The sequence below is a fragment of the Streptomyces sp. NPDC007991 genome (assembly GCF_042958445.1).
Classification (GTDB): Bacteria; Actinomycetota; Actinomycetes; order Streptomycetales; family Streptomycetaceae; genus Streptomyces.
Genome location: NZ_JBIBJD010000015.1, coordinates 66,543 through 78,850, shown reverse-complemented (window position 1 = coordinate 78,850; position 12,308 = coordinate 66,543). Strand labels below are relative to the sequence as shown.

The following is a 12,308-nucleotide window of genomic DNA, read 5'->3' as shown; positions in this document are numbered from 1 at the left end:
CGTTCGGGCTGTTCACACCTCGCCGCGCCAGGCCCCGGTCTCCGTCCCCCGCGCCTCCATGAACTGCTTGAAGCGCCGCAGATCACCGGAGACCTGCCGCTTCACGAAGCCGAGCTTGTCGCCCACGGTCTCGGCCACGCCATGGGGGTCGAACTCCATCTGGAGCATGACCTTGGTCGTGTCGTCCTGGATGCGGTGGAAGGTCACCACACCGGCCTGCCTGGCCTCGCCGTTCACGGTGGTCCAGGCGACGCGCTCGTCGGGGATCTGCTCGGTGATCTCCGCGTCGAACTCCCGCTCCTGGCCGCCGACCTTCGTCACCCAGTGCGTCAGGGTGTGGGTGCGCTGCTCGATGCGCTCGACGCCGTCCATGAACTGGGGGAAGTCCTCGAACTGCGTCCACTGGTTGTACGCGGTGTGCACCGGGACACGGACCTCGATGGATTCCTCTACCTGTGACAAGGCGGTACCTCCCTTTCTCGTACGGAGAGCGACGGACGGGTACCAGTTCTCGCGCCGGACACGCATGGTCGTCACGACTTGTAAGGTCGGGTGACGTGGCCACCTTGCTGATCGTCCATCACACGCCCTCGCCCAACTGCCAGGCGATGTTCGAAGCCGTCGTCTCCGGGGCGGGCGACCCGGAGATCGAGGGCGTCCGGGTCGTCCGCGTGCCGGCGCTGGCGGCCACCGCCTCCGACGTCCTCGCCGCCGACGGTTATCTCCTCGGCACCCCCGCGAACCTCGGCTACATGTCCGGCGCCCTCAAGCACTTCTTCGACCAGGTCTACTACCCGTGCCTGGACGCGACCCGCGGCCGGCCCTACGGCTACTGGGTGCACGGCGGGAACGACGTCACGGGAGCCGTGCGGGGCATCGAGTCGATCACGACGGGCCTCGGCTGGCGCCGGGCCGCCGAGGCCGTGACCGTGACCGGCGAGCCCGGCAAGGACGACATCGGGAAGTGCTGGGAACTGGGCGCCACGGTCGCCGCCGGACTCATGGGCTGAACGGATCAGGCCCCTTCCATCCGGCGTCGGTCCTGTTCGTCCCACGCACGGGTGTCACGCGGCTGCGTGTACGGCTCCGCCTCGGGCGGATGACCACCGGCGATGGCCCGCTGCCGGATCGTCTCGGCGTCGAACTCCAGGCCCAGCAGGATCGCCAGGTTGGTGATCCACAGCCACACCAGGAAGACGATGACGCCGGCCATCGTGCCGTAGGTCTTGTTGTACGAGGCGAAGTTGGCCACGTAGACCGCGAAGCCGGCCGACGCGATCATCCAGATCAGCAGAGCCAGCAGGCTGCCCGGCGTGATCCAGCGGAACCCCTTCACCTTGGCGTTCGGGGTCGCCCAGTACAGGATCGCGATCATGATCGTGACGAGCACCACCAGAGCGGGCCACTTCGCGATCGACCACACCGTCAGCGCGGTGTCCCCGATCCCGAGCGTGGTTCCGGCCTGCCGGGCCAGCCCGCCCGTGAACACCACGATCAGCGCGCTGATCACGGCCAGCACCATCAGCACGACCGTCACGGCCACCCGCACCGGCAGCAGCTTCCACACCGGCCGGCCCTCGGGCATGTCGTAGACGGCGTTGGCCGAGCGGATGAACGCCGCCACGTAGCCGGAGGCCGACCACACCGCGAGGACGAGCCCGGCGATCGCCATCAGCGAGCCGATACCGGCGTTGCCCTGCAACTGCTCGACGGCCCGGGTGATGATGTCGCGGGCCGAGCCGGGGGCGAGCTGCTGGACGTTGTCGAGCACCTTGTCCGTGGTCGACTTGCCGGTGAGGCCCAGCAGCGACACCAGCACCAGCAGCGCGGGGAACAGCGCCAGCACCCCGTAGTACGTGAGCGCCGCCGCCCGGTCGGTCAGTTCGTCGTCCTTGAACTCCCGCAGGCTGCCCTTCAGCACGGCACGCCACGACGTCCGGGGCAGCTCACTCGGGCTGTCCGGTGCGGCCCGCTCCACTTCGGGCCCCGGCCCGGGCTCCCGGTCCGGCTCTGGACCGGGCCTTTCCGCGGCCGGAGCGGCGGCCCGGGCCGGTTCGGAGTCCTGAGGCGGTGCCTCGCTCGGGTGATGTTCTTTTCGTCCCGGAATATGCAGCTTCACCATGGGGGCCGGGTAACCCCGAGCCGCGCGCTTAAGCCGCACCGGGGCGCGCCCGGCCTTCGATTTCGGATTGAGGGAGCGCTCCCGGAGCGGGCACGATGCCGCCATGACCGCGCTCCCCGCCATCCGCCCGTACCGCCCCGAGGACCGTCCGGCCCTGGACGACATCTGCGTCCGCACCGCCCACAACGGCCAGGACAGCCGCCCTCACTACACGGACCCCGGCATCTTCCCGGTCACGTTCGCGGCTCCCTACGCCCATCTGGAGCCGGACCTGGCGTTCGTTCTGGACGACGGGCAGGGGCGGGCCGTCGGGTACGTCCTCGGCGCCGCGGACACCGCGCGCTTCGCCGCCGCGTTCCGCACCACATGGCTGCCGCTGGTCGCCGGCCGCTACCCGCAGCCGCCGCGGCCGCCCCGCACTCCGGACGAGGTGATGGCGGGACTGCTGCACGACCCCGAGCGGATGGTGCTGCCCGAACTCGCGGCCTACCCCGCGCACCTGCACATCGACCTGCTGCCCGAGTGGCAGGGGCGCGGCCACGGCCGCCGCCTGATGCGGACGTTTCTGGCGGCCCTCCAGGACAGGGGAGTGCCGGCCGTCCACCTGGCCATGGCGACCGCCAACACCCGGGCCAGGGCCTTCTACGACCGCATGGGCTTCCATGAACTCGATGTCCGCGAGCCGGGCTCGGCCACCTACCTGGGCCGCACCACGCAGGAACTCGACCGGCTCTGAAAGAACCTTCCGCCGACTCCGCCGACTCCATCGGACGTCTCGAACCCGTCAGAACGCATCGAACGCATCGAACCCGCCAGGAGAGAAACGGAAGTGGCGCAATCGCACGTTGCCGACTTCGGGCATCCGGCGCAGCCTGGGCGTGCGGGAGCGCTCCCACGCATGCGCTCCCGCACCCCCACGGAACGGATGGAGAGCACCACAACCCCCACATCCGAAAGAAGGAGATCATGGATTGTCATGGTCATGACCGGAAGGTCCGCTCCCGTCTGACGCTCGCCCTGAGCGTCCTGGTCGCCGCGCTGCTCAGCCTCATCCCCTGGAGCGGCACCGCCGTCGCCCACGGCTCCGTCGTCGACCCCGCCTCCCGCAACTACGGCTGCTGGCAGCGCTGGGGCAGCGACTTCCAGAACCCGGAGATGGCCCGACTGGACCCGATGTGCTGGCAGGCGTGGCAGGACAACCCCAACGCCATGTGGAACTGGAACGGCCTGTACCGCAACGGCTCGGGCGGCAACTTCCCGGCCGCGGTCCCCGACGGCCAGCTGTGCAGCGGCGGACGCACCGAGGGCGGCCGGTACAACTCCCTCGACGCGGTCGGCGCCTGGAAGACGACCGACATCGGCGCCGACTTCACCGTGAAGCTGTACGACCAGGCCAGCCACGGCGCCGACTACTTCCTGGTGTACGTCACACGGCAGGGCTTCGACCCCACCACCCAGCCGCTGACCTGGAACGACCTCCAGCTCGTCGCCCGCACCGGCAAGTACGCGCCCAGTCAGAACTACGAGATCCCCGTGAGTACGTCGGGCCTGAGCGGCCGTCACGTCGTCTACACGATCTGGCAGGCGTCGCACATGGACCAGACCTACTTCCTGTGCAGTGATGTGAACTTCCGCTGACCCGCGCCTCCCCGCCGGGCCCCCGGGTCCGGCGGGGTTCGGGTGTCTGGCGACTTCATGAGAGTTCTCCGAAAGTTTTCGAAAGTCGTGAACACGCCGGTGCTCGCGCACGTATGGGGCGAGGGGATTTTCATGCCCGGTACGCCACAAGCGCAGGAGAGCACCCTTGGGACGCAACACGCGAAGACGCCCGACCGGCCCACGACGCGCGACGTTCGCCGCAATCGCGCTGATCCTGGGCGGAGGCGGCCTGATGGCGGCGAACGTCTACGCCTCGGCCACGGACGGCGGTTCGGGCGGTGACTCCGCCCAGACGCGGTCCGGTACGGGGGTCCGGACCGCGGGCTCCACGATCGACTGCCCGGACGTCGGCAGCAAGCTGACCTCGGTCCCCGAGCAGGCGCGGGGGGAGGTCGACAAGGAACTCGCCCTCCTCGACGAGCAGATCGCCAAGGCCTACCAGCGGCTGAGCGAGTCCGCCCAGCAGGTGCGACAGGACTCCGGCTTCGCGGACAGCGCGATCATGAACCCGCTGAAGGACAAGCGGGCCGCGGCCCTCGAACGCATCGCGATCGCCGTCGACCGGGTGGGGGACCGCCCCGAAGGGCTGGAGGCCCTCGCCGCCTGCACCGTACGGGACTCCGGCAACCAGGCCCCCGCGCAGGGCGACGGCCAGGACGCCGACGGCGGCCAACAGCCCGGCCGGCAGCAGGAGCAGGGCGACGGCCAGGGCGGTCAGGGCGGCAACGGCGGACAGGCGGGCAACGGCCCCGTCGCCGCGGACTACGCGCCCATCACCGGCGTCCAGCCCACCGCCGACGGCCCGCGCCAGGGGACGAACGCCTCCCGGGGCTCCTTCGCCACCGACTGCGGCGTGAACGAGAACGGCCTGTTCAACTCCGACAACATCATCGCCGCGCCGGGCGTCACCAACGGCGCCCACCACTTCCACGACTACGTCGGGAACCAGGGCAACAACGCCTTCGCCAGCGACCAGGACCTCGCGGACGCCAAGACCAGTTGCGCCGACCAGGGCGACAAGTCCTCCTACTACTGGCCCGTGCTGCGCCTCCAGAACGGCACCCAGGAGCGGGACGCCACGTCGCCCGGCGGCGGCATCGAGGGCAACGCCGGCGAGATCGTCACGCCGAAGCAGGTCACGCTGACCTTCGTGGGGAACCCGCGCGGCAAGGTCACCGCCATGCCGCGGCTGCTGCGCATCATCACCGGTGACGCCAAGTCGTTCGTCAACGGCCCGGCCAACGCCAACGCCTCCTGGAGCTGCACGGGCTTCGAGGACCGGCAGCTGAAGGACAAGTACCCGCTGTGCCCGCGGGGCAGCGACGTGGTGCGCACCTTCAGGTTCCAGAGCTGCTGGGACGGCCGCAACATCGACAGCGCCAACCACCGCACGCACGTGGCGTTCACGGACGCCGCCGGCACCTGCCCGGCCGGCTTCCGGCCCATCCCGCAACTGGTCCAGCGCATCGTCTACGACGTCGACGCACCGAGCCTCGAGGACGGCGGCCGTACGACACCGCTGTTCGCGGTGGACTCCTTCCCGGAGCAGCTGCACAAGCCGGTCACCGACCACGGCGACTTCATCAACGTCTTCGACGAGGACCTGATGCGGGAGATGGCCGACTGCGTCAACGACGGCCGCACGTGCGGCGCCGGAGCGGAAGCCGAGCCGGGCGGCACTCCGGAGGAGGAGCCGCAGGAGCAGCCGACGAAGACCCCCGAGGCCCCGCAGGAGCAGCCCACCGGCGCCCCGGACGCCCCGCAGGGCGGCAACGCCGGCGGAAAGCCCGGCGACACGGGTGACGGCGATGGCGACCAGGGCAACGGCGGTAAGGGCGACGGCGGGAAGGGCGACAGCGGCAAGGGCGAGACCGCCAAGCCGCCGGAGCGGGGCGGCTCGCCCGCGGCCGCGCCGCGCACCGGCGAACCGGAGGTGTTCGCGACGCCCACGCCCGGCGGCGGCACCGCGAACGCCGGTGAGCAGGGCGGCTCGAAGGACGACGCCGGTGAGGACACGGACGGCCTCGGCCAGTCCCAGGCCGTCGGAACGGCGACGAGCGCCGCTCCCAGCCCGTCGCCCCCGTCCCGGACCGAGCCCCAGGCGGTCGGCAGCGGCGGCCTCGCCGACACCGGCGCCCAGCTCTGGCCGGCCGCGGCGGGCGCCGTCCTGGTCATCGCGGGCTTCGTCGTCCTGCGCCGCGTCAGGCGAGGCTGAGACGACGGCACAGGCACGACCGGCGAACGGCGGCGGCATCCGGACCGGGTCCCGCCGCCGTTGCGCGTGCCCGGTCGTCCGCCACCCTTCGACGGCCGCCGAAGTGCCCGTCCTCTAGCGTGATCCCATGAACCTGACCAGGAAGGCCGGACGCGGCGGTGCCGCCGGGGGAGGGGCGCGGTGACGCCGGGCGAGATGGCGGCCGTGTTCGCCGCCGGCATGGGCGCGGGCGCCGTCAACGCCGTCGTCGGCTCGGGCACCCTGATCACCTTCCCGGTCCTGCTCGCCACCGGCCTGCCCCCGGTCACCGCCACGGTGTCCAACGGGCTCGGCCTGGTCCCCGGCTCCATCAGCGCGGCCATCGGCTACCGCGAGGAACTCCGCGGACAGCGCCGCCGCGTCCTGCTGCTCGCCATCGGCGCCGCACTGGGCGGCCTCGCGGGCGCCGTCCTGCTGCTGACCCTGCCCGCATCGGCCTTCGAGCGGATCGTGCCGGTCCTCGTGAGCCTCGCCCTCGTCCTGGTCGCCTGCCAGCCGCTGATCTCCAAACGGGTGCGCCGCCGTCGCCCGGCAGGCGGTCCGGCCCGCCGTGACGGCGGCCCGCTGCTGTTCACCGGCCTGACGCTCGCCAGCGTCTACGGCGGCTACTTCTCCGCCGCGCAGGGCATCATCTACGTCTCCCTGATGGGCATGCTGCTCGACGACACGCTCCAGCGGCTCAACGCCGTCAAGAACGTGCTGGCCGCCGTCGTGAACACCGTCGCCGCCGTGCTCTTCCTCTTCTTCGCGGACTTCGACTGGACGGCCGTCCTGCTCATCGCCGTGGGTTCCGCACTGGGCGGTGTGATCGGAGCCCGGACGGGCCGCCGCTTCAGCCCCGCCGTGCTGCGCACCCTGATCGTGTCGGTCGGCACCGTCGCCCTGGTCAACCTGGTGCTCCGCTGACACCCGCCGCCTACGCCCCTCCCCCCTCGGCGTCGATGTGCGGCAGCACCCGCTCCAGCCACCGAGGAGCCCACCAGGCGTGCCGCCCCAGCAGCGTCATCACGGCCGGCACCATGAGCAGACGTACGACGGTGGCGTCGATGAGGACGCTGACCGCGAGCCCCAGCCCGAGCATCTTGACCACGATGTTGTCGCTGATGATGAACGCCGCGAACACGCTCACCATGATCAGCGCGGCGCAGGTGATGACCCGGGCCGTGATCTCCAGGGCATGCGCGACCGAGGCCTTGGCGTCCCCGGTGCGCAGCCACGCCTCGTGGACCCGGGACAGCAGGAAGATCTCGTAGTCCATGCTCAGGCCGAAGATGATGGCGAACATCATCATCGGCACGTAGCTCTCGATGGGCACCGTGCCGTTCACGCCGAGGGCGGGACCGCCCCAGCCCCACTGGAACACCGCGACGACCACGCCGTACGAAGCGCTGATCGACAGGACGTTGAGGACGGCGGCCTTCACGGCGACGAGCAGCCCCCGGAACACGGCCAGGATGATCACGAACGCCAGGGCCACCACGACGGCGATGATCAACGGCAGCCGGGCGGCGACGATGTCACGGAAGTCGACCTGCGCCGCCGTCGTGCCCGTGACGTACCCCTGGGCGTCCGTGCCCTGCACGGCGTCGGGCAGCGTGTCGTCGACCAGGCGGTTGGTCAGATCCGTGGTCGTGGCGCTCTGCGGGGACGACGTCGAGTAGACCGTGCCGATCAGGACGTCGCCGTCCTGGGTGGGCGTCAGGGAGGTGACCACGGCGGCGTCTTCGGCCTTGTCGAGCGTCTGCTGGGCCTTCGAGGCCAGAGCGGAGCGCTGCGAGTCCGGTACGTCCGTCTGGTCGACGACCACGGTCAGCGGACCGTTGGACCCGGGCCCGAACGCGTCGGTCATCAGGTCGTACGCCCGCCGGTCGGTGAAGGACGTCGGGTCGGCGCCGTCACCGATGTGGCCGAGCCGGATGGACAGCACGGGGATCGCCAGGACGACGATCACGGCGACACCCGCCGCCAGGAACCACAGCGGCCTGCGCTCCACCCGCTGGGCGTACCGGTGCCAGGTGCCCTGGGGTGCGTCACCCGCCCCGGCGTCGGTCTCGGCGACCGGGCGGCGTACCCGGTAGCGGTCGATGTGCCGGCCGAGGAGCCCGAGCAGGGCCGGGACCAGGGTGAGCGCGCCGGCGATGGCCGAGATGACCGTGACGGCGGCGGCGACCCCGAGCTTGGCGATGAAGGAGACGCCCGACGCGGACAGGCCCGCCAGCGCGATGATCACGGTGCAGCCGGAGACGAGGACGGCGCGGCCGCTGGTGGCGGCGGCCTGCCCGGCGGCCCGCACCGGGTCCGCCCCGTCGATGAGGTTCTGCCGGTGACGGGTGATCAGGAACAGGGCGTAGTCGATCCCGACACCGAGGCCGATCATCGTGGCCAGCGTCGGTGAGACGGTCGCGAAGGTGAACGCGGCGGCCAGCAGCCCGAGGACCGCGAGACCGGCGACGACGCTGATCAGCGCGGTCAGCAGCGGGACACCGGCGGCGATCACGCTCCCGAACCCGACCAGCAGTACGACGATGGCCACGCCGAACCCGATCAGCTCGCTCACCCGGTCGTCGGCGGCCGGCCGGGCGAGCTCGCCGAGCGGTCCGCCGTACTCGACCTGCGCCCCGGCCGAACGCAGCGGCTGTACGGCGTTGTCGACCCCGTTCAGATAGTCGTCGCCGAGGGTCGACGGCTGCACGTCGAAGCGGACGGTGATGTAGGCCGTCTTCCCGTCGTCCGACAACGGCCCCACGTTCTGCTGCGACTGACCGGAGGACGAGCCCGGGGCCGAGAGCGGGTTCTGGGCCGACAGGACGTGCGGCAGCTTCTCCAGATCGGCGACCGTGGTGGACATCTGGGAGCCCAGAGAGGTCAGCGACTTGTCCTCGTCGTGCAGCACGATCTGGCTGCTGTAGCCGCCGGCCTGCGGATCGTGCTTCTGGAGCACGTCCAGGCCCTTCTGCGACTGCGCCTGGGGCAGGGTGAAGTTGTCGGAGTACGTGCCCCCGACCGACCGGCTGACGACCTGGAGAACCACCAGTGCCACGAGCCAGGCGACGATGACGACCACGAAGTGGCGCGCGCACCACTCGCCCAGCCTTCGCAGCAGCCCCGCACGCGTGGCCTTCTCGTCCCCTGTACCGGTGCGGGTGTGCGGCATGGACATGAACTCCTGGGTAAGCCGGGACGTTCGACGCCGTCCATTAGATGTGCCAGGGGTCACTCCGGCCTGCCGGACACGGCGTCGCCACGTCCCTCGGGGCGGCCGTTCCCCCGGAAGGTGGCTGCCGGAGGAGTGCGGCCGTCCGCCCGGATCACCGACGGCGCGCCTCGGCCCGGGCGCGTCAACGCCCCGGACCCCAGGGCGACACCGAGGCCGACCAGCGCGCTGCCGGCTGCCTGGGCGAGGCCGTAGGATCCGGTGCCGGCGAGCGGTGCGGTGCAGGCCGCCGCGACCGGGATGAGGCCGGAGAACAGGGTGGCGCGTTCCGCGCCGATCCGCTGCATGCCCATGTACCAGCACACGAAGCCGACCACCGTGACCACCACCGCCTGCCACAGCAGCGCGCAGGCCTCGACGGTGTCCGGACGCCGCAGCCACCCGGCGCCGTCGGCCCACAGCCCCACCACCGCCGACTCCAGCGCCGCGACCGCGCACGACGTGGCGGACAGCAGCCGGGGACCGAGGGACCGCAGTACGGGCACGGCGAGCACGGCGAACCCGACCTCCCCCGCCAGGGCGCACACGGAGAAGGCGATCCCCGCGCCGTCGCCGCGCCCCCAGCCCTGGACGGCGAAGGCACCGACGGCCACGAGCAACGCCCCGTACAACACCGCCCGTTGGGGCCGACGCCCGTCCAGGAAGGGCACCAGCACGGCGACGACCACCGGCGCACAGCCCACGAACACGCCTGGAACGGCCGGCTCCGCCGTGCGCTCCGCGGCGATGACGGCCAGGTTGAAGCCGACCATGCCGACCGCGGCGAGCAGGAGGAGCCGGACCCACTGACGGGGGGGCAGCGCCCGCAGCCGGGCGGCAGCGCCCTTCCCGGCCGGCGGCACGAGCAGCAGACAGGCCAGCCCGTAGCGCAGGAACTGGCCGCCTGCGTACGGGTAGTCGCCCAGCACGCTGTTGGCCGTGAAGGAACCTCCGACGAGGACGCAGGCGAGCGCGGCGAGCAGGGCGCCGCGCGTGGAGGTGGCGTTCATGCCCGCGACGCTAGGCAGCCGGGCGGCCCGGGAAGGAGTCCACTTCCGTGCCTGCTTGCCGGACCAATTCCCGCCCGGGCCGCGGCCGTCAGCCGATGTGGTAGCTGTCGCCGTAGACCTTCCAGTCCAGCGGCGGGTTCAGGTCGAGGTTGCGCTCGCGCAGGAAGACCCGCTGCGCCGTGTCGACCCTGCTGGTGTCGCTGTGCGCCTCCTCCTGCCTCATGGCCCACACGCGTGCGTCCAGGAAGGCGTCGAGATACCTCACTTCGTCACCGCCCGACGCCGGCGGCTTCGCGGTGCGCAGGGCCCGCTTGCGGATGCCGCGGAAGCTCAGCGGGTCGGTGCCGTCGCCGTGCATGACGATGGCGTCGTAGTACGCGAACTGGCCCAGCGCCCGCAGCCCGTCCGCTTTCCCCTGCCGGACCGCCGGGCCGAAGTACACCCGGTCGCGCTCGTCGTCCTGGGCCCGGCGGAACGCGGCGTCGCGGGCCGCCCTGCGCCAGGCGCCGGGGAAGCCGGGGTCGAGCCCGTCGTGCGAGTCGGAACCGTCGACCCTGCGCAGCGCCGGCAGGTACGTCGCCAGGACGTTGCCGGGTTCGCGGTCGGTGTAGAGCTCGACGAGGTCGAGCATGTCGCCGGTGCCGGAGCAGAACCCGATGATGCCGGCCGTGTAGCCGCGGCCGTCGCCGATGTCCTCGATGTACGGATACTGCGCCTTCCAGTCGAGTGAGGAGTTCTCCGCGCTCGACACGAGCCGCATGGCGATCTCCTTCTTCGCCGGGTCGTCGAGCCCGGCCGCACGGACGGACGCCGTGGCGAGCGGCGGCTTCAGGAACGGGGCGGCGGCGAGGGTCGCGCCGAACAGCGCCAGAACGGTGCGGCGCGCCGCCGGGGTCGAGGGGTGTCTCACGGGGCCTCCAAGCGGGGTGGGGGGTTGGAAGAGCTGGCCGTGCAGAACTGACAGGAAAGTTTCCTATCATTGTTGGAGCGTGAGGGAAACAGCCGAGCGGAAAGTTCGTAGGGTCGGACAAGCGGCCTTCTCGGGAACCATGAGCCCGGCTCACGCGTCAACTCATTGCTCAGGGAGGCCGATCGGCCGGGGAGACCAGCCGGAGAGGGGAATCGCCGTGGACGACGCGATGGCGCAGCGGAGCAGCGAGGCGGAGGCCGCAGCACGCCAGGCCCGGTTCGGGACACTGCCGGAACCGATCCGCCTGGAGGACACGGTCGAGGAACAGGCCGCCGGCACGCCCGACCCGGCCCGCACCGCGTACAACCAGGACGAGTGGCTGGTGCGCTACTGCTTGTGAGACGCCAGGGACGCTACGAGCGGCTCCGCGCACCTCGACAGCCGGCCCACCGTCGCGGGCGCCCCAGAGGCGCCCGTGACCAGCGCCCCGGTCAGGCCGGGCCGGTGGCGTCGACGCGGACGTGCCGGGCGACGTCGCGCAGCTTGATGTTGTGGTGCTGCGAGATGCGCCGCAGCACGTCGAAGGCCTCGTCCTCGCTCATCCGGTGACGCTCCATGAGGATGCCCATGGCCTCCCCGATGGCGTGCCGGGTCTCCAGGGCGTGTTCGAGCTGGTCGACCGTGCGGGCTGTGGCCATCGCGACGGCGGCATGGGAGGCGAGCAGCCAGCCCGCGGCCTCGATGTCCTTGCCGAAGGCCCCCGGCCGGCGCGAGTACAGGTTGAGCGCGCCGAAGTCCTCCTCGCCGGTGTACAGCAGCACACCGGTCATGCTGCCGATCCCGAGGTCGCGGGCCGCCTCGGAGAACCGCGGCCAGGACGGCTGCGGCTTCGTCATGTCGGCGATCCGGAACAGCCGCTCGCCGTCCACCCGCCGGGCCGCGTCAAAACACGGCCCCTCGCCCAGCTCGCCCTGCAACCGGTCGGACTCCTCGACCATGTCGCCGCAGGCGGAGAGCGTCAGGGCCCGGCCCTTGGACACCGCCAGGATCCCGGCCGCGTCACAGCCCTCGACCAGCTTCACAGCGGCTGCCGCGATCTCGTCCAGCGTCGCCTGCACCGAGTCCTGCGCCACCAGATCACGGGCGAGCATCGCCATCTG

General features: G+C 71.5%; 12 protein-coding genes. 6 read left to right on the top strand and 6 right to left on the bottom strand.

Translation table 11 applies throughout. The features are described from left to right. Positions 1 to 12: 12 nt before the first annotated feature. Positions 13 to 462 (bottom strand): SRPBCC family protein, encoded by a 450-nt coding sequence (locus tag ACFZDA_RS35195; RefSeq protein WP_391089494.1) that lies wholly within the window; start codon positions 460 to 462, stop codon positions 13 to 15. Between the two features lie 95 nt (positions 463 to 557). Between ACFZDA_RS35195 and ACFZDA_RS35190 the strand changes: the two genes are divergently transcribed. Next, positions 558 to 1,010 carry an NAD(P)H-dependent oxidoreductase gene (locus ACFZDA_RS35190; protein WP_391089492.1) on the top strand — a complete coding sequence of 151 codons (453 nt, stop codon included), beginning with the start codon at positions 558 to 560 and terminating at the stop codon, positions 1,008 to 1,010. 5 nt (positions 1,011 to 1,015) lie between these two features. Here the strand turns inward: ACFZDA_RS35190 and ACFZDA_RS35185 are convergent, their stop codons facing one another. Next, complete coding sequence (locus tag ACFZDA_RS35185; RefSeq protein ID WP_391089490.1) at positions 1,016 to 2,122, bottom strand: YhjD/YihY/BrkB family envelope integrity protein; 1,107 nt, start codon at positions 2,120 to 2,122, stop codon at positions 1,016 to 1,018. Positions 2,123 to 2,225: 103 nt separating this feature from the next. Between ACFZDA_RS35185 and ACFZDA_RS35180 the strand changes: the two genes are divergently transcribed. The 4 genes from ACFZDA_RS35180 to ACFZDA_RS35165 all read left to right on the top strand — a co-directional run bounded on the left by ACFZDA_RS35180 (position 2,226) and on the right by ACFZDA_RS35165 (position 6,941). Further along, positions 2,226 to 2,858, top strand: coding sequence for a GNAT family N-acetyltransferase (locus ACFZDA_RS35180; RefSeq protein WP_391089488.1), 633 nt, complete (start codon positions 2,226 to 2,228; stop codon positions 2,856 to 2,858). Positions 2,859 to 3,088: 230 nt separating this feature from the next. Further along, positions 3,089 to 3,760 carry a lytic polysaccharide monooxygenase gene (locus tag ACFZDA_RS35175; protein ID WP_391089486.1) on the top strand — a complete coding sequence of 224 codons (672 nt, stop codon included), beginning with the start codon at positions 3,089 to 3,091 and terminating at the stop codon, positions 3,758 to 3,760. Between the two features lie 253 nt (positions 3,761 to 4,013). After that, a complete protein-coding gene (locus ACFZDA_RS35170; RefSeq protein WP_391089613.1) occupies positions 4,014 to 5,996 on the top strand; it encodes a DUF1996 domain-containing protein in 1,983 nt (660 codons plus the stop codon). A 195-nt stretch (positions 5,997 to 6,191) separates the two neighbouring features. Then, a complete protein-coding gene (locus ACFZDA_RS35165) occupies positions 6,192 to 6,941 on the top strand; it encodes a TSUP family transporter (protein ID WP_391089611.1) in 750 nt (249 codons plus the stop codon). A gap of 10 nt (positions 6,942 to 6,951) precedes the next feature. On the opposite strand, the gene ACFZDA_RS35160 is transcribed toward ACFZDA_RS35165, so the two are convergent. The 3 genes from ACFZDA_RS35160 to ACFZDA_RS35150 form a co-directional block, all read right to left on the bottom strand. After that, positions 6,952 to 9,189 carry an MMPL family transporter gene (locus ACFZDA_RS35160; RefSeq protein ID WP_391089484.1) on the bottom strand — a complete coding sequence of 746 codons (2,238 nt, stop codon included), beginning with the start codon at positions 9,187 to 9,189 and terminating at the stop codon, positions 6,952 to 6,954. Positions 9,190 to 9,248: 59 nt separating this feature from the next. Continuing rightward, positions 9,249 to 10,238 carry an EamA family transporter gene (locus ACFZDA_RS35155; protein WP_391089483.1) on the bottom strand — a complete coding sequence of 330 codons (990 nt, stop codon included), beginning with the start codon at positions 10,236 to 10,238 and terminating at the stop codon, positions 9,249 to 9,251. An 88-nt stretch (positions 10,239 to 10,326) separates the two neighbouring features. Beyond that, on the bottom strand, positions 10,327 to 11,148 hold the full coding sequence (locus ACFZDA_RS35150; RefSeq protein WP_391089481.1) for a chitosanase: 822 nt from the start codon (positions 11,146 to 11,148) through the stop codon (positions 10,327 to 10,329). A 217-nt stretch (positions 11,149 to 11,365) separates the two neighbouring features. Between ACFZDA_RS35150 and ACFZDA_RS35145 the strand changes: the two genes are divergently transcribed. Continuing rightward, positions 11,366 to 11,548 (top strand): hypothetical protein, encoded by a 183-nt coding sequence (locus tag ACFZDA_RS35145; protein ID WP_391089480.1) that lies wholly within the window; start codon positions 11,366 to 11,368, stop codon positions 11,546 to 11,548. A 91-nt stretch (positions 11,549 to 11,639) separates the two neighbouring features. On the opposite strand, the gene ACFZDA_RS35140 is transcribed toward ACFZDA_RS35145, so the two are convergent. Then, positions 11,640 to 12,305 (bottom strand): ANTAR domain-containing protein, encoded by a 666-nt coding sequence (locus tag ACFZDA_RS35140; RefSeq protein ID WP_391089609.1) that lies wholly within the window; start codon positions 12,303 to 12,305, stop codon positions 11,640 to 11,642. Positions 12,306 to 12,308: the final 3 nt, after the last annotated feature.

Excerpts from the sequence above, each read along its gene's own strand:
- ACFZDA_RS35160 (WP_391089484.1), bottom strand. The coding sequence starts at position 9,189 with ATGCCGCACACCCGCACCGGTACAGGGGACGAGAAGGCCACGCGTGCG.
- ACFZDA_RS35185 (WP_391089490.1), bottom strand. The coding sequence starts at position 2,122 with ATGGTGAAGCTGCATATTCCGGGACGAAAAGAACATCACCCGAGCGAG.
- ACFZDA_RS35165 (WP_391089611.1), top strand. The coding sequence starts at position 6,192 with ATGGCGGCCGTGTTCGCCGCCGGCATGGGCGCGGGCGCCGTCAACGCC.
- ACFZDA_RS35140 (WP_391089609.1), bottom strand. The coding sequence starts at position 12,305 with ATGGCGATGCTCGCCCGTGATCTGGTGGCGCAGGACTCGGTGCAGGCG.
- ACFZDA_RS35155 (WP_391089483.1), bottom strand. The coding sequence starts at position 10,238 with ATGAACGCCACCTCCACGCGCGGCGCCCTGCTCGCCGCGCTCGCCTGC.
- ACFZDA_RS35180 (WP_391089488.1), top strand. The coding sequence starts at position 2,226 with ATGACCGCGCTCCCCGCCATCCGCCCGTACCGCCCCGAGGACCGTCCG.
- ACFZDA_RS35170 (WP_391089613.1), top strand. The coding sequence starts at position 4,014 with ATGGCGGCGAACGTCTACGCCTCGGCCACGGACGGCGGTTCGGGCGGT.
- ACFZDA_RS35175 (WP_391089486.1), top strand. The coding sequence starts at position 3,089 with ATGGATTGTCATGGTCATGACCGGAAGGTCCGCTCCCGTCTGACGCTC.